The organism is Paraconexibacter antarcticus, from assembly GCF_024220175.1.
Taxonomy (GTDB): Bacteria; Actinomycetota; Thermoleophilia; order Solirubrobacterales; family Solirubrobacteraceae; genus Paraconexibacter; species Paraconexibacter antarcticus.
Window position 1 is genome coordinate 3252022 of the sequence record NZ_CP098502.1, and the last position, 15989, is coordinate 3268010.

The 15989-nt window shown below is 74.3% G+C and carries 13 protein-coding genes; 5 read left to right on the forward strand and 8 right to left on the reverse strand.

What is annotated here, in order from left to right:
- Window position 1 precedes the first annotated feature (1 nt).
- Window positions 2-1705: an NAD(P)/FAD-dependent oxidoreductase gene (locus tag NBH00_RS15915; protein WP_254569577.1), complete on the reverse strand. Its 1704-nt coding sequence runs from the start codon at window positions 1703-1705 to the stop codon at window positions 2-4.
- A gap of 78 nt (window positions 1706-1783) precedes the next feature.
- Between NBH00_RS15915 and NBH00_RS15920 the strand changes: the two genes are divergently transcribed.
- Window positions 1784-2773, forward strand: coding sequence for a YihY/virulence factor BrkB family protein (locus NBH00_RS15920; RefSeq protein ID WP_254569578.1), 990 nt, complete (start codon window positions 1784-1786; stop codon window positions 2771-2773).
- On the opposite strand, the gene NBH00_RS15925 is transcribed toward NBH00_RS15920, so the two are convergent.
- Entirely contained in the window at window positions 2682-4148 is a 1467-nt protein-coding gene (locus NBH00_RS15925; protein WP_254569579.1) for a carotenoid oxygenase family protein, read from the reverse strand. The two genes, NBH00_RS15920 and NBH00_RS15925, sit on opposite strands and share 92 nt — an antisense overlap.
- An 80-nt stretch (window positions 4149-4228) precedes the next feature.
- On the opposite strand from NBH00_RS15925, the gene NBH00_RS15930 reads away from it, so the two are divergent.
- The 3 genes from NBH00_RS15930 to NBH00_RS15940 are packed head-to-tail and all read left to right on the forward strand — an operon-like array spanning window position 4229 to window position 7314.
- On the forward strand, window positions 4229-5974 hold the full coding sequence (locus NBH00_RS15930) for a right-handed parallel beta-helix repeat-containing protein (protein WP_254569580.1): 1746 nt from the start codon (window positions 4229-4231) through the stop codon (window positions 5972-5974).
- Complete coding sequence (locus NBH00_RS15935; protein ID WP_254569581.1) at window positions 5971-6489, forward strand: hypothetical protein; 519 nt, start codon at window positions 5971-5973, stop codon at window positions 6487-6489. The genes NBH00_RS15930 and NBH00_RS15935 overlap by 4 nt, the downstream gene beginning before the upstream one ends.
- Window positions 6490-6492: 3 nt before the next feature.
- A complete protein-coding gene (locus NBH00_RS15940) occupies window positions 6493-7314 on the forward strand; it encodes a polyphosphate kinase 2 family protein (protein ID WP_254569582.1) in 822 nt (273 codons plus the stop codon).
- Window positions 7315-7385: 71 nt separating this feature from the next.
- Here NBH00_RS15940 and NBH00_RS15945 read toward each other — a convergent pair whose 3' ends face one another.
- Window positions 7386-7880: a hypothetical protein gene (locus NBH00_RS15945; protein WP_254569583.1), complete on the reverse strand. Its 495-nt coding sequence runs from the start codon at window positions 7878-7880 to the stop codon at window positions 7386-7388.
- A 16-nt stretch (window positions 7881-7896) separates the two neighbouring features.
- A complete protein-coding gene (locus NBH00_RS15950; RefSeq protein ID WP_254569584.1) occupies window positions 7897-9366 on the reverse strand; it encodes a WS/DGAT/MGAT family O-acyltransferase in 1470 nt (489 codons plus the stop codon).
- A 113-nt stretch (window positions 9367-9479) separates the two neighbouring features.
- Between NBH00_RS15950 and NBH00_RS15955 the strand changes: the two genes are divergently transcribed.
- Window positions 9480-10907: an MFS transporter gene (locus NBH00_RS15955; RefSeq protein WP_254569585.1), complete on the forward strand. Its 1428-nt coding sequence runs from the start codon at window positions 9480-9482 to the stop codon at window positions 10905-10907.
- Between the two features lie 30 nt (window positions 10908-10937).
- On the opposite strand, the gene NBH00_RS15960 is transcribed toward NBH00_RS15955, so the two are convergent.
- From NBH00_RS15960 to NBH00_RS15975, 4 genes are all read right to left on the reverse strand, one after another.
- Complete coding sequence (locus tag NBH00_RS15960) at window positions 10938-13283, reverse strand: S8 family serine peptidase (RefSeq protein ID WP_254569586.1); 2346 nt, start codon at window positions 13281-13283, stop codon at window positions 10938-10940.
- Window positions 13284-13534: 251 nt separating this feature from the next.
- Entirely contained in the window at window positions 13535-14248 is a 714-nt protein-coding gene (locus NBH00_RS15965; protein ID WP_254569587.1) for a class I SAM-dependent methyltransferase, read from the reverse strand.
- A gap of 45 nt (window positions 14249-14293) precedes the next feature.
- Window positions 14294-15121, reverse strand: coding sequence for a thioesterase family protein (locus NBH00_RS15970; protein WP_254569588.1), 828 nt, complete (start codon window positions 15119-15121; stop codon window positions 14294-14296).
- A gap of 27 nt (window positions 15122-15148) precedes the next feature.
- Window positions 15149-15937 carry an alpha/beta fold hydrolase gene (locus NBH00_RS15975; protein ID WP_254569589.1) on the reverse strand — a complete coding sequence of 263 codons (789 nt, stop codon included), beginning with the start codon at window positions 15935-15937 and terminating at the stop codon, window positions 15149-15151.
- Window positions 15938-15989 lie beyond the last annotated feature (52 nt).

Consider the following 15989-nt stretch of genomic DNA (forward strand, 5'->3'; position numbering starts at 1 on the left):
CTCAGGCCCCGGCGAGGTACTCGTGCATGAGCGAGACCGCCATCGAGCCCTCGCCGACCGCGCTGGCGACGCGCTTGATCGAGCGGGCCCGCACGTCGCCCGCGACGTAGACGCCGGGCACGCTCGTCTCGAGCAGGGCCGGGTCGCGCTGCAGTGGCCAGCCGTGCTCGCGGACGACCGGTCCGGCGAGGATGAAGCCGAGCTCGTCCCGCGCGACGGTCCCGGCGAGCCAGTCGGTCCGCGGGGCGGCCCCGATGAAGACGAAGCACGCGTCGACCTCCATCGGGGCGACGGTGCCGTCGGCGTGACGCACGTCGAGGTGCCGCAGGCGCCCGGCGTCCGCGTGGACGGCGACGGCCTCGGTCCCCTCGAGGATCTCGACGTTCGGCAGGGCCGCGAGCTGCTCGATGAGGTAGTGCGACATCGACCTCGCGACCGTCGACCGGACGAGCATCGTCACCTTGTTCGCGAAGCCCGCGAAGTGCACCGCGGCCTGGCCCGCGGAGTTCGCCCCGCCGATGACGACGACCTGCTGGCGCTCGCACGCGCGGGCCTCGGTCATCGCCGCGCCGTAGTAGACGCCCGCGCCGGTGAGCTCGGGGAAGCCGGGCGCGGTCATCTGGTTGTAGGAGACGCCGGAGGCGACGAGGACGCACGAGGCGCTGAGCGTCGCGCCGCCGCTGAGCTCGACGATCCGGCCCGCGCCCTCGACCCGCAGCGCGACGGCGTCGCGGACGGTGAGCAGCTCGGCGCCGAGCCGCCGGGCCTGATCGGTCCCGCGGCGCGCGAGGTCCGAGCCCGACAGCCCGACCGGGAAGCCGAGGTAGTTCTCGATCCGGCTCGACTGCCCCGCCTGCCCGCCCGGCGCCTGCCGTTCGACCATGATCGTCCGCAGCCCCTCGGAGGCGCCGTACACCGCCGCCGCGAGCCCGGCCGGGCCGCCGCCGACGATGACGAGGTCGTAGTGCTCCTCGGCCGGCGTCACCGTCAGGCCGCCCACGCGCTCGGCGAGCTCGAGCACCGTCGGGCGCTCGAGCACCGTCCCGTCCTCGAGCAGCGCGACCGGCAGGCGGTCGTCCGCGACGCCCGTGACCTTGAGCAGCGCGCGCGCCTCGGCGTCGCGCTCGACGTCCAGCCAGCGGGCCGGCACGCGGTTGCGCGCAAGGAAATCACGGAGATCGTGCGAATCCTTCGAGAACCGATGGCCGATGACACGCAATCCCCCCGCCTCCAGGGCGGCGCCGGCCTCCCACGTGGTGAGCAGATCCTCGAGGACGGGGTAGAGCTGCTCCTCCGGCGGGTCCCAGGGCTTCAGCAGGTAGAAGTCGAGTGCGACCTCGTTGATCGCGGCGATCGCCGCCTCCGTGTCGGCGTAGGCGGTCAGGAGGACGCGCCGGGCCTCGGGGAAGAGCTTGCGCGCCTCGACGAGGTATGCCGTCCCGGCCATGCCGGGCATCCGCTGGTCGGCGATGAGCAGGGCGACCTGGTCACCGCGCGTGCGCAGCTCGCGGAGGATCTCGAGCGCCTCGGCGCCCGACCCGGCGCGGAGGATCCGGTGGCGCTCCCCGAAGCCGCGCCGCAGGTCGCGGGCGACCGCGGCGAGGACCGCGGGCTCGTCGTCCACCACGAGGATCGCGGGGCGCGAGCGGCGGGTCCCCTCCCCGTTCGTGGCCGGATCGGAGGTCACTGCGCTGACGTCGGACACGCCCTCAGGCTATCCGCCCGGGCAGGACGGATCGTGGCCCCGGCGGCGGTGCGCGTGCAGAGGCTCCACAATGGTCGGATGGGTGTCCTCAAACGCGCCGCCGGCCGTGCGGTCGAGAAGGCCGACGCCTTCTGGTGGCGCCCCGGCCTGGCCGTCGAGGCACCCGCCCTGACGTACTACCTCCTCATCAGCCTCGTCCCGGTGGCGCTCGGCCTGACGGTCCTCGGCGCGCTCTTCTTCGGGAACTACACCGAGGGGCAGCTCGCGACCGAGCACGCGGCCCGGGTGCTGCCGCCGGCGCTCCGCAGCCAGATCATCAACCTCGTGCGCCAGGCGCGCCGCGACTCCCCCGTCCTCATCCTCTTCTCGGTCGTGACGATGCTGTGGACGTGCTCCGGTGCCGTCGCGGTCCTCGAGCGCGTCCTCGCGCAGCAGCTCGACTGGCGCCGGCCGGGCCCGCTCCAGGGCAAGCTGCGGCAGGTCGGGCTCGCGGGCGGCGTCGCCGGCCTGCTCCTCGCGCTCGTCGTCGGCGCCCAGGCCGCCGGCCAGCTGCTCAGCCGCATCCCCGTCCCCCACGCGATCTCCTGGGGCGGCTGGATCCCCGCCGCCGTCTCGATCGTCGCGGTGGCGATCCTCCTACGGCTGTCCGGGCCCCGCCGCCTGCGCTGGCAGGCGGCCTTCGCGGGCGCCGTCATCCCGGCCGCGGCGCTGCAGCTGCTGCCGTGGGTCATCGGCGTCTACGTCGACGGCCAGGCGAAGGTGACCGTCACGACGGTCTTCGTGACGCTCGCGGTGCTCGTCTTCTCCTGCTCGGTGCTCGCGCACGCGCTCATCCTCGGCTGCACGGTCGCGGCCCGCGTGCACCGCCGTCTCGGCGGGCCCGTCGGCTGCGCGCTGAACGACCCGCCCGAGCCGCCGGAGCCCACACCGCCGGTGGCCGGGCTGCCCGTGAACCGCGAGCCGCCCGCCGCGGTCCTCAGCCCAGGCTCTCCTCCGGTGCCCACACCGTATGGGTCCCGCTCGCGATCCGCTCCGGCAGCAGGATCCGTGCCACCGGCCCCGCGCTGACGTCGGACGCGTCGAAGATCTGACACTCGGAGGAGTCCGTGTTCAGGTCGGTGACGAAGGTCAGGACGTGGCCGTCGTCCTCCGCCGTCGCGCCGGCGCGCGCGGCCATCGGCGACTCGCTCGCGTAGACGCCCTTCGGGAAGCGCCACTCCTGCGCCGCGCCCGTGTGCGTGTCGAAGCGCGAGAGCCCGTTGAAGAGGAACCACCCCGGCTCCGCGGTCATCGTGTACGCGTAGCGGTACGGGCGTCCGCCGCGGCCGGCGTTGATCATCCCGAACTCGCGGTAGGTGTCGTCGAGGAACCGCTCGGTCGTGCGGCCGGTGGCGAGGTTCAGCGTCCAGCGGTGCGGGCGGGTCTGCAGCTCGTTCGCGTCGAGGTAGCGCGCCGTGGTCGTCCAGCGGTCGTCGCCGTCGCGCCGCGGGTCGGGGCAGCCCTGGTGGAAGCCGTCCAGGACGATCTCCTCGCCTTCCTCGTAGGCGTTGATCCAGTGCAGCACGTTCGTCGGGGAAGCCTCGAACCAGCGGACGTCCTCGGCCCCGCCGCGGCGCGGGACCACCGCGAAGCGGGCCGGCAGCTCCGGGTGCCAGCGGTTGACGTAGAGGCCGCGCGCGAGCGCCGCCGGGTCCCAGAACATCGGGAGGTCCGGGAGGATGACGTAGTGCTCGGTGAACGCCATGTCGTGCGGCATGCGCGGACCGGGCAGCGGGACGGGCGCGTAGTGGACGAGCTCGCCGGCGGCGCTGACCACGCCGAAGTGCAGGTACGGCCACGCGGTCCCGTAGTTGAAGAACAGCAGCTCGCCGGTGAGCGGGTCGACCTTCGGGTGCGAGCAGACGCCCTCGGCCGGGAAGGCGCCGTCCCACGTCTCGGGACCGAGCTGCTCGAGCGTCCGCGGGTCCATCGCGTAGAGGTCGCCGCAGAGGTAGAAGCTCGTCAGCGCCCGCCCGCGGTGGACGACGACGTCGGTGCTCGACGCGTCCTTCGTCCCCGTCCGGGCGCTCGGCCCCGGGCTCGGGCGCAGCGCCTTCGCCGGGGACTCGGTGACGCCGGGCCACAGCGGCCGCCCGGCCTCGAGCTCGGCCTCGAAGCCCTTCGTGCGGACGAAGCGGTTGCGGTAGTCGGCCCGGCCGTCGTGGAGATGGAGCGCGTGGACCATCCCGTCGCCGTCGAACGGGTGGTAGCGGCCGAGGGCGTCGTGCAGCGGGTTCTCGGTGTTCCGCAGGTAGACGCCGCTCAGCTCGGGCAGGTCGCCGATGACCGTGAGCCCCGTCGCGTCCCACTCGGTGCTCTGCGGTCGCCAGGCGCCCGTGCGGTACGGGTGCGTGTCGTCGGCCGGAAGCGTCCCGGCGAACCGTCGATGCGGCTGGGCGTCCACGCCTGCGACCGTATCGCGGGCCGGCCGGTGCGAACAGGCAGTCGGCCCGGACACGTGAACGCGCACGTATGCTTGCGCCCATGCGCAGACTCCTCGTGGTGCTCGTCGTGCTCGCGGTCGCGGCGGTGCTCCCCACGACGGCCGTGGCCCACCCGGAGCGGGGCACGTCCTTCCCGTCCGTCGACCTCAAGCCGCCGGCGCCCGGCGGCATCCCGGTGGCGCGATCGAGCGGCCCGAGCGTCGTCGTCTGCAAGGCGAGCTCGAAGGCGAAGCTCGTCCACGAGTTCCGCGGCAACCGGCGTCTGCTCAAGAGCCGGCTGAAGACCCTCAGGCGCTGCCGCTTCCACGACATCCAGGCCGCGGTGAACGCCGCGAAGTCGAACTACCGCGTCCTGATCATGCCGGGCGTCTACGAGGAGATGCCGAGCCGGATGGTGCCGACCGGCACGTACAAGGACGGCTCGACGTGCGGCAACGACTACGTGGTGACGGAGGGCTTCGGCAACGACGCGCCGCCGCCGGTGGGCCCGCGCTCGAACGACCCGCCGGTCCGCCCCGACCGCAACCTGCAGACGACGTGCCCGAACGCGAAGAACCTCATCGAGGTCATCGGCGACCCGACGCACGAGGCCGACCCGCTGCACCCGTCGCTGCCCAAGTGCCTGCAGAAGTGCAACCTGCAGATCGTCGGCCTCGGGAAGCGCGCCGGCGACGTCCTCATCCGCGGGGACCGCAAGAAGAGCGACGTCCTGCGCGTCGACCGGGCCTGGGGCATCTACCTCGCGCACTTCACCGTCGAGCAGTCGGCCTTCAACAACCTCGACCTCGTCGAGGTCAACGGCTTCCAGATCCACGACGTCGTCGCCCGGTACGGGCAGGACTACGGGATCCTCTCGTTCACCTCCACGAACGGGCTCTACGACCACGTCACCGCATACGGCAACGGCGACTCGGGCATCTACCCCGGGTCGACGGAGAAGGGCTGCAACACGAACCCGAACGCCTACGGCACGTGTGGCGCGCTCGTCGGGACGGCCGCCGCCAACGGCACCGGCAACCGCGGCTGCGCGTTCTACTCGATCGAGATCCGCCACTCCGACAGCTACGGCAACACGCTCGGCTACTCGGGCACGGCGGGCAACTCGACGTGGGTGCACGACAACGACTTCCACGACAACGCCACCGGCCTCTCGACCGACTCGTTCGCGGCCGGCCATCCCGGCATGCCCCAGGAGTGCGTGAAGTGGGAGCGCAACCGGATCCACTCGAACAACGTGAACTTCTTCGAGACGGCGAAGCAGAAGTACTGCGGGGCGACCCCGTTCGTCCTGCGGCCGCGGACGATGGTCTGCCCGCAGTTCCAGGTGCCCGTCGGCACGGGGATCATCATCGCGGGCGGCAACCGCAACCTCATCCGCGACAACGACATCTACGACAACTGGCGCCAGGGCATCCTGCTCTTCGCGGTGCCGGCGGCGCTGCGCGGCGACCTCGACCCCGCGCACCAGCTCGACACCTCGAACGGCAACCGCTTCATCGACAACCTCATGGGCGCCGGCAGCGACGGCACGCGGATGCCGAACGGCCGGGACTTCACCTGGGACTCGGAGGGCTCGGGCAACTGCTTCGACGGCAACCGGCTGCGGTCGGGCGCCGGGCATCAGTCCATGCCGGCGATCCTCCCCGGCTGCCCCGGCAGCCCGATCGTCATGCCCACGAACCTCGCGGTCCTCGCGCCGATGATCTCGTGCGCGGCGTGGGACCCGAAGAACATGCCGAGCCCGCCCGGCTGCGACTGGTTCACGACCCCGAGGAAGCCGGCGTGAGGCCGCCCGCGCAGCTCCGGCCCGTGGCGGTCACGGTCGCGGTCGCGGCGGCCCTCGCCGCGGCGGGCTGCGGCTCGGGCTCGGGCTCGGGCGCCGGATCGACCTCGCGCACGGCCGGCGCGCTCGCGTGGACCGCCGCGCCGCAGGTGTTCCGCACGAAGGCGCTGCCGGATGACCGGATCGTCGTCGGGACCGTCCGCAACACGTCCGGCCGGCCGCTGAAGCTCGACGCCTCGGCGCTGAAGGTCCGCCTGCCCGACGGGCGCCGGCTCGTCACGACCGGGCAGTTCGCCGCCGGGTACGCCCACGGCCTCTACGGCGCCTTCCAGAAGCCGGACCCCATCCCGCCGGGCGAGCTCAGCCGCCTCGGCATCGAGGTGACGATCGCCCCCGGGAAGACCGCGCCGCTCGCCGTGTCGTGGCACCAGCCGAGGACGCTGGGCGGACGCCCGGTCGTCGACTACGGCGCGGGCCGCCTGACGCTGCCGACCCGCGTCCGCCTGGGCGAGGGGTAGAGCATGGCCGCCCGCCCCGTCTCCGACCGCTGGCGCGTCACGTCGCGGCGTCCGGTCGATCTCAGCGCCCGCGACGCGTCGGCCAAGACCGGCGCCCCCGGCGACAAGGACGCGACCAAGGCCCACACGGCGACGCTCCGCGCCCGCCTCGCGGAGCTGCAGGCCAAGCTCTACGCCGAGGGCTCCCGGTCGCTGCTCGTCGTCCTGCAGGCGATGGACGCCGGCGGCAAGGACGGCACGATCCGCGCGGTCTTCGAGGGCGTCAACCCCCAGGGCGTGAAGGTCGTGAGCTTCAAGGCCCCGACGCCGGAGGAGCTCGCGCACGACTTCCTCTGGCGTGTGCACGCGCAGGTGCCGTCCGACGGCGACATCACGGTCTTCAACCGCAGCCACTACGAGGACGTGCTCGTCGTCCGCGTGCACGACCTCGTCCCCGAGGCCGTGTGGCGGGGACGCTACGCGCGCATCCGCGCGTTCGAGGAGCTCCTCCACGCCGAGGGCACCACGATCGTGAAGATCATGCTCCACATCTCCGCCGAGGAGCAGAAGGAGCGGCTGCAGGAGCGGATCGACAACCCGGAGAAGCGCTGGAAGTTCAACCCGGCGGACCTCTCCGAGCGCCACCACTGGGACGCCTACCAGGAGGCCTACGGCGAGGCGCTCGGCCAGACGACCGCCCGCCACGCCCCGTGGTACGTCGTCCCGGCCGACCGCAACTGGTACCGCAACTGGGCGGTCCTGCAGATCCTCGTCGACACGCTCGAGCAGATGAATCCCCAGTTCCCGCCCGCCGCCGAGGGCGCGGAGGACGCGGTCGTCGTCTGACGCTCAGCGGGTCGCGCGCAGGCGCCGGGCGTGAGGGTGGGCCGGGGGTCGCCGTGCCCCGGCCCGCACGCTCACGGGCCCTCGTCGCGCGAGTCGGGCCCGGCGATCGGCTCGCACTGCGGCTTGTCCGGGTGCCCGGGGCCGGTGCCGGCCTTGCAGTTCGGGTCCTGTGCGGCGGTCGTCGTGCCGGTCCCGGTGACGGTCTGCGCCGGCGTCGTGCCGGTGCCCGTCGTGCTCGTCGTCGCCCCGTCGGCCGACACGCCGCCGTCGTCGGCGCTCGTGCTCGTGGTCGTGCTCGTCGGCGTCGTCGCGGCGGTGGTGCCCGCGGTCGTGGCGGCGGTCGTCGTGGTCGTCGTCCCGACGGTCGCGGACGTGTCGGTCGCGGAGGTCGTCGTCGACGGCGTCGAGATCGACGGGCTCGTCTCGCTCACGGGCGAGGAGCTGCCGCCGCACCCGGCGCCGGCGGCCAGGCCGCCGGCGAGACAGAGCGCGGCGACGGCGCCGCGCAGGCGCCGCGAGCGACGCGCGGAACGGGGACGAGCAGGCACGTGGAGGGGCGTGTTCACCCCCCCATGGTGGCAATCATCCGGCCGCGGCGGCCGCCTCGAGCTCGGCGAGGGCTCCGCGGAGCGAGTCCATCATCATCGCGAGGTCGGGCATCTGGCCGCGGTCGGCGATGATCCCGAAATCCAGGTGATCGCGGTAGCTCAGCACGGTGATGTTGAGACCGGCGCCGTCGGTGATGACCGACACGGGGTAGTTGTGCTGCAGCTCGGCGCCCACCATGTAGATCGGGATCGGCGGCCCCGGGACGTTCGAGATGACGACGTTGTAGAGCGGGCGCATCCCCTGGCGCGTGCCCATCTGGAGCGCGACGCGGGCGGCGCGCGCGTTGACCGCAGGCGGGATGAACTGCGTGATCTCCTGCAGCGCGGACGCCGGGAGCGCGCGATGGCGGTCCTTCGCCGCCTTCATCGCTTCGTGCGTGGCCATCAGGCGCGCGACGGGGTCGGGCTCGTTCGTCGCGAGCGGCGCGATCATGATGCTGATCTTGTTGCCGTAGGTGCCGCGCTCCTCGTCGGTGCGCACGGACACGGGGATCTGCGCGAGCAGCGGCTCGTCCGGGAGCTCGTCGTGCGCGATGAGCCACTGGCGGATCGCCGTCGTCGAGAGGCTCACGACGACGTCGTTGACCGTCACGCCGAAGTGCTTCTTCAGCGCCTTGACCGCCGGCAGCGAGAGCGACCCGAAGGTGAAGCGCCGGTGCGGGGAGATCTTGCCGTTGAACGTCGTCTTCGGCGCCCGCATCTTCGGCCGCTCGAGGACGTCGCCGTCGCGGGTGCCGTTCGCGATGTTGCGCATGCGCGAGAGGGTGCGGCTCATCGTCTCGGCCCCGGGCATGCCGAGGATCGACGGGGCGACGTCGAGGTGCGGCAGGACGCCGGGCGCCGCGCGCAACATCCGCAGCGGCTGCAGCGGGAGGGCGGCCACGCCCCGGCCGAGCATCTCGATCTGTCCGGGGGCCTGCTCGCCGTGGAGCTCGTCCGGCGCGTCGGGGAACTCGCGGCCCTCGGGGCCGAGGTCGAAGAGGATGCCCATGATCTCCGCCCCGGACATGCCGTCGATCATCGCGTGGTGCATCTTCGTGAGGACCGCGACGTGGCCGTCCGGGAGGCCGTGGATGAGGTAGAGCTCCCACAGCGGGCGGGCGCGGTCGAGGTGCCGGGCGCTGATCCGGGCGACCTGCTCGGCGAGCTGCTCGTCGCTGCCCGGCGCGGGCAACGCGAGCTCGCGGACGTGGAACTCGAGCTCGAAGTCGGGGTCCTCGATCCAGTACGGGCGGTCGAGGCCGAGCGGGACCTCCGCCAGGCGCCAGCGCAGCGGCGGCAGGAGGTGCAGGCGCTCGCGGAGCATCGCCTGCACGCCGTCGAGCGTCACGACCCCACCCGGCGCCGTCGACGGGTCGAAGACGGCGAGACCGCCGACGTGGCCGGTGGTCGTGGGGCTCTCGATCGCGAGGAACTGCGCGTCGAGGCTCGTGAGCTGTCTCATCGCCCGGTTGTATCCGCTCCGCGGTCAGGAGTGCAACGACGACGGTGTCCTGGCGGCTCCGGGCGCGCCCACGGCACCACACAGCGGTGATTGCCTGTGCAACTATTGGCGACGTGACCGAAGACCGTCGCCGTTCGCTGATCCTCGCCCTCTGCTGCCTCGCGCAGTTCATGGTCATCCTCGACGTCTCGATCGTGAACGTCGCGCTGCCGTCGATCCAGGCCGACCTCGGATTCTCCGACGCCGACCTGCAGTGGGTCGTCAACGGGTACACGCTGACCTTCGCCGGCTTCCTCCTCCTCGGCGGCCGGGCCGCGGACCTCATCGGGCGGCGTGAGGTGTTCGTCGCCGGCCTCTCGCTCTTCGGGGTCGCCTCGCTCATCGGCGGCGTTGCCCAGGGCAGCGGGATGCTCGTCGCCGCCCGCGCCGTCCAGGGGCTCGGCGGCGCCGTCGTCGCCCCCGCGACGCTCTCGATCCTCGCCACGACGTTCACCGAGGGCGCCGAGCGCAACCGCGCCCTCGGCCTGTGGGGCGCCATGGGCGGCGTCGGCGGAGCCACGGGCGCACTGCTCGGCGGCATCCTCACCGAGTCGCTCTCCTGGCGCTGGATCCTCCTCATCAACGTCCCGGTCGGCCTCGCCGTCGGCGTCGCGGCGCTGCGGGTCATGGTGCCGCGCTCCGTCAACCCCGCCGCGCGGCGGCGGTTCGACGCCGCGGGCGCCGTCGCCGTCACCGCGGGCCTCGTCGTGCTGACCTACGGCATCGTCGGGACCGAGCAGCACGGCTGGGGCTCGGGGTACACGCTCGGGATCGTCGGGGCCGGGGTCGCCCTCCTCGCGGTCTTCCTCGTCATCGAGGGCCGGCTCGCGACGGCCCCGCTCATGCCGTTGCGGATCTTCGGGTCGCGGCCGGTGACGGGCGCGAACGTCGTCGTCCTGTGCATGGGCGGCTCGTCGTTCGCCATGTGGTACTTCGTGAGCCTCTACCTCCAGCGTGTCCTGGGGTACTCCCCCATCCGCGCGGGCCTCGCCTTCCTGCCGATGACGGCGTCGATCGTCCTGTGCTCGCAGCTCGCCTCGCGCCTGACGAACCGCCTGGGGCCCGGCCCCGTGCTCGCCGCCGGCATGGCGTCGATCACGCTCGGCATGCTGTTGTTCACCGGCGTGAGCGCCGACGGCACCTACGTCGGCGACGTGCTCGCGCCGTCGATCCTGTGCGCCGCCGGCATCGGCTTCTCGTTCGTCCCGGTGACGATCGCCGCGACCACCGGCGTGGCCCGCGCGGAGTCCGGCCTCGCGTCCGGCCTCGTGAACACCTTCCGCCAGGTCGGCGGCTCGCTCGGGCTCGCGCTGCTCGCGACGTTCGCCACCCAGCGCACGGCGCACGTCGCCGGGACGGTCCCCCACCTCACGGCGCTGACCGACGGCTACCAGCGCGCGTTCGGCGTCGGCGCCGGCATCGGCGCGGTCGGCGCCGTCGCGTGCGTGCTGCTGCTCGTCCTGCCCGCCCGGCGCCTGCGCGCCGCGACCGCCACCGCCTGACCGCGACACCCTCGGACGGCGATCGGGCCGTCAGCGCAGCCGGCGGACCGTCTTCGCGTAGCGGCTGCGGGCGGTGCTGCCGGACGTCGCGATGTACGTCGCCTCGAGCCTCACCGTCGCGCCGCGGGCGCCCCGTAGCGCCGTGCGCTGCCGGGCCGTGCGCGGCTTCAGGATCGCGGTGACGCGTCCGCGCCGGGCCCGCACCGCCGTCCGCAGGAGGACGCGCCGCGCCCGCAGCAGCCGCAGCGTGAGCCGGCCCGCCGGGAGCTTCGTCGCGCGGACGTGCAGGCCGAGCGCGAGCCGGTGGACCGTCGGCCGGGCCGCCGACAGCGCGATGACGAGCCGCGGGCGGATGCGGTCGGCGTGCCCGACGGTGTAGGGCAGCGCGGCGGTCGAGACGAGGCCGGCGCGGTCGCGGGCGAGGAGCGTCGCGACGTGCGGCCCGACCGTGTGGCGGAGCGCCGCGGTGAGGCCGCACCGGGCGAGTCCCGAGCCGCTGTCCGTCGCCCGGCAGCCCGGCGCCTTCGGCAGCTCGTTCGCCGGGTACCTGCGGCCCGGCACGATGCCGGTGGCCGTGGGCGTGCCGGGCGGCACCGTATCGAGCATGACCGTGACCGGCAGCGTCGTCGTCCCGCCGGCGCTCGTGGCCAGGCACGTCACCGCCGTGCTGCCCTGCGTCGTCACCGGGCGCGTGTCGCAGCCGCTCGTGGCGAAGACCGGCGAGTCCGGGTCGCCGACGGCGAAGCTCACCGTCGGGGGGCTCGTGTACCAGCCGTTGTCGCCCTGCGGCGTCGCCGGTGTGAGCGACGGCACGACGACCGGCGGCGTGGCGTCCAGCGCCGCGCGCACGACGCGGTCGGCGAGGAGGAAGCCCGTGCCGCAGTCGGGGTCCGGCGCGCCGGCCGTCGCGGTGCAGTCGATCGCGAACCCCGGCTGGGTGAGCAGCGCCGTGACCTGGTCGGCGGTGAGCGACGGCTTCGCCGAGCGGGCGAGCGCGGCGATCCCGGCGACGGAGGCGGCGCCCGCACTCGTGCCGCAGAACGTCTGGAAGCTGTGCGCGGGGACCGCCGGCACACCGGGCGACGCCGCGCGCGGAGGCGTCGCGACGCTCGTCGAGATGCAGTCGGCGCCGGCCACCTGCGGCTTCTGACGGACCTCGGGCGTGATGAGGACGCCGCCGCCCGCGTCGAAGCGGCGGGTCACCGGTCCGCGGGAGCTGTACGGCTCCGGGGTGTCCACGCCGGGGTCGGTCCACCGGACCGCGCCCACGGTGACGGCGCCACGCGCGGAGGCCGCGTCGGGGTTGATCGCCGGCGAGGCCGTCGGGTGCTGGATCGGGAAGGACACGGGCGCGCTGCCCTGCACGATGTACTTCATGAGCGGGGTCCCGGTCGTGCCGGCCGTCCGGCGGATCCGGAGGGCGACCGTCGTCGTGGCGCCCGTCGTGTTCGTCCAGTGGAGATGCTCGCGCGGGTTGCCGTTCGGGACGTTGTCGGTCATCGACGTGTCGAGGACGGTGCTCACGCCGGCGGCGTTGACGAGGAAGGCGTTCAGGTCGGTCGCCGCGTTGCCCCAGGGCTCGGCCCACTGCAGCTCGAGGTCCACCGAGGCGCCGTCCGGGACGACGGCGACCGTCTGGTAGGAGTCGCCGGGCGCGAAGGCCTCGTCGGTGTTCGTCGCGCCGGTCAGCGGGGTGAACGTCCCCTCCCAGCTCTGCCGGCCACGGTTGCCCGCCGAGGCGACGTAGACGACCCCCGCCGCGCGGGCGGCCTCGACGGCCTGCGCGATGATCCCGTCCTGGAAGAACGGCTCCTGCAGGAAGTAGACGTCGTCGACGATGACCCCGGCGCCCTGGGCGACGAGCTGCTCGATGGCCGTCCGCTTGCCGACCGGACCTTCCCCCGCGGTGCCCGACGCGAACACGAGGCTCGCGCCCGGCGCGCCGTCGGCGACGACCTCGCCGATCGCCCGGCCCTCGTCGAGCCCGAGGTTGTCGTCGTCGGAGAGGATCGAGACCGGCCCCGGGAACTCCGGCGACGCGAACGACGAGGCGCCGGTGGCCTCGTCGAAGGAGTCCGAGACGATGCCGACCTTCACCCCCGCCCCGGTCGGGCCGAGCGCGCGGGCGGCGGGGCCGCCGCTGCGCGCTTCCCCCTCGGTCATCGTCGGGCCGTAGTCGGACCCGGCCGGCGGCACCGAGGAGATGTTGCGGACGAGGCCGAGCGCCGCGATGTCGTCCAGCCGCGCCGGGTCGACCCAGCCCTCGAAGGTGACGTACGGCGCGGCGTCCGCGACGAGCGCATGCTCGAGCCCGGCGTGCCGGAGCGCAGCGGCGGCGTCGGCGGCGCTCCCGTCGACCTGCACGTCGGCGAGCACCGCGCCGGGGGGGCTCGTCAGCAGCCCCTTCTTCCGGGCGGCCGCGCCGACGTCCCTGCCGGCCCGGCGGACGTCCGCGACGGCGCGCAGCGCCGAGTCGACCTTCGCCGCCGCCGGTGTCCCGGCGGCCGGAGCCGCGTGCGAGCAGCCCGGCGACGCCGAGCACCCCGACCGCCGCCGCTGCCCCCAGCCACGTCCGCGTCATGCCGCCGCCCATTGTCGCAGCGGCCCGAGGCGTGCGGCGCCGGTGGTCAGCGCCTGACCAGCGTCGTCTTCCACGCGAGCGCGTCGCCCGAACGCGCGACCGGCTCGAATCCGGCGCCCCGCAGACGGCCGAGGGACTCCAGGACGCGCTCGAGCGGAGCCGGCTGCGCCCAGCGCAGGCACAGGGCGCGGACGTCGACGGGCGTGCGGAGGATGTGGTCCACGAGCCGGTACTCAGCCCCGTCGACGGCGACGCACAGCAGGTCCACGTGCGCGTGTCCCTCCTCTTCCAGCGCGCCCGCGAGCGACCGTGCCGGCGCGCTGAAGCTCTCGTGCGAGCCGCGCAGGTCGGTCGGCCGGTGGGCCTGGTAGCCGCCGAGCCGCGGGGCGTGGACGGTGACCGTCCCGTCGGTGTCCCACAGCGCGACCGGCTGGAAGGCGACGCGCGGCTCGCGGGCGGCGACGCGCGCCACGTGCTCCGCCGCGCGCGGGTCGGCGTCGTAGAGGTGGACAGTGCAGCCGAAGCGGGCGACGATCCCCGGCGCGACGCCGCCGTCCGGCCCGGTCCCGGCGACGTAGACGACGCTGCCGGCGTCGAGCGCGTCGCCCGGTACCTCGAAGCCGCCGGCCCGCACGTCGCCGACCGTCACCAGGCCGGGGAGCGGCGCGGCGATCACGGCGCGGCGGAAGGCCGCAGCCTGTTGGCGGTCGCGCAGCAGGCCCGCGGCGCGCCGCAGAGCTCCTTGCGCCCCGGCGGTCATCGTCGGGAGCCTACCCGCGCCGCTGCCGGGCGGCGCCCGGACCGGTCACCGGGCGCGGACGAAGAGCGTCTGATGGGACTGCCCAAGCCCGCCGTCGGCGTCGTGGAGCGCCGAGACCGCCCACCCGATGCCGGTGGGCTCGATCCGGGTGACCGCGTCCATGAGGATCCATTCCCCGACCGGCTCGCGGATGAGGGTGATCGTCAGGTCGGTGTTGACGAAGACGTGCGTGTCGAAGCCGACGACGCGGCTGACGCCGTTCCCGAAGTCCGCCGCGGTGCACACGCGCGCGGCCGGGCACGGCGGCTCGTCGTCGACGAGGTCGCGCGCGAGGCGCATCCACACGAGGGCAGGCCCGACCTCGTTCACCGAGCCGCGGGCGAAGCGGATCTCCATCCCGGTGCGGTGCATGCCCTCGGCGGCCCCGCTCGCGTCGGGCGGGAACGGCGAGTCGACCGCGTCCTGCGGCGCCGGCGGGGGTGGCAGGAGCGGCGGGGTCGCCGCCTCGGGTGGCAGCTCGCCGGCCTCGCCGGGCGCCAGGGCCACCGCCCGCGCCAGGAGCAGCGGCCGGCCGACGGTGTCGCTGAGCGTCGCCTCGAGGAGCCGGAAGTTCCGGCCCGGCTTGACGACGGCGGTGGCGACGCGGACCGGCGCCAGCGGGACCGGGCCGAGGAACTCGAACGTCAGCCGCGCGAGCCGCGCGCCCGCGGCGAGCTCGTCCAGGTGCTGGGCGATGAGCGCGGTGGGTGCGCCGCCGTGCATCGCCTGCGGATCCCAGGGTCCGCGGGCGTGCGCGCTCGGCACGAAGACCTCACGCTCACGGCGGAACAGCGGCGCGGCGGGGTCGGTGTCGGGGAAGACGGGACGGCTCACCCGGTCACCTTACGAATCGCGGTGGACTCAGTACCTCCCGGCGGCCGCGACCTGCGCGATGACCTTCGACAGCCGGCCGCCCTGCCAGGCGATCGGCGAGCTGCCCTCGTCCTCGACGACGAGCGTCGCGCCGGGGATCGCGGCGGCGTACGCCTCCCCCACCCAGAGCGGGTGGCCGGGGTCGGCCTCGTCGCGGTCGGCGACGATGACGGTCGGGACGTCCGGCAGCGCGGCGAGGTCGGCGACGCGGTCGAACGGGACCGAGCGCGGCACCTGCTCGAGGGCGTCGGCCACCGCCGCGGGGTGCTCGTGGGCGCCGAGGCGCTGACGCAGGACCTTCGTCACCGTCTCACGCCACTGCTCCGGGACGCCGGGGTCGCCGTAGGCGTCGACGAAGCCCTCCACGCCCCCGCTCCGCAGCCCGGCGGCGAGCCGGTCCCAGCGGTCGAGGTCGCGTTCTGTGTCCTCGTGGTGCGCGGGCGTGATGACGACGAGGCCCGCGACGCGCCCGGGGTCGGCGAGCGCGAGGCGCAGCAGGGTGTGGGCGCCCATCGACGCCCCCGCGAGGACCGCGCGCTCGAGGCCGCGCTCGTCCAGGACCCGCGCGAGGTCGTCGGCGAGGGCCGGGTAGTCGTAGCGGTCGCCCGGGCCGCTCCCGCCGTGCCCGCGGGCGTCGTAGGCGATGACGCGGTGACCGGAGCGCTCGAGGGCCTTCGACCCCATCACGACGTAGCGATGGGTCGCGGTGAGGCCGTGGAGCAGGACGACGGCCGGACCGGAGCCGCGGTCCTCCACGTGCAGGTCGGGGTCGGGCATGGGCCCCCCACCCTACGACCCGCGGCGGCCGGGCCCCCGGCGGGCAGCGCTC

Coding starts and splice junctions, on each gene's coding strand:
- NBH00_RS15930 (WP_254569580.1), top strand. CDS start 4,229: ATGCGCAGACTCCTCGTGGTGCTCGTCGTGCTCGCGGTCGCGGCGGTG.
- NBH00_RS15920 (WP_254569578.1), top strand. CDS start 1,784: ATGGGTGTCCTCAAACGCGCCGCCGGCCGTGCGGTCGAGAAGGCCGAC.
- NBH00_RS15940 (WP_254569582.1), top strand. CDS start 6,493: ATGGCCGCCCGCCCCGTCTCCGACCGCTGGCGCGTCACGTCGCGGCGT.
- NBH00_RS15965 (WP_254569587.1), bottom strand. CDS start 14,248: ATGACCGCCGGGGCGCAAGGAGCTCTGCGGCGCGCCGCGGGCCTGCTG.
- NBH00_RS15950 (WP_254569584.1), bottom strand. CDS start 9,366: ATGAGACAGCTCACGAGCCTCGACGCGCAGTTCCTCGCGATCGAGAGC.
- NBH00_RS15975 (WP_254569589.1), bottom strand. CDS start 15,937: ATGCCCGACCCCGACCTGCACGTGGAGGACCGCGGCTCCGGTCCGGCC.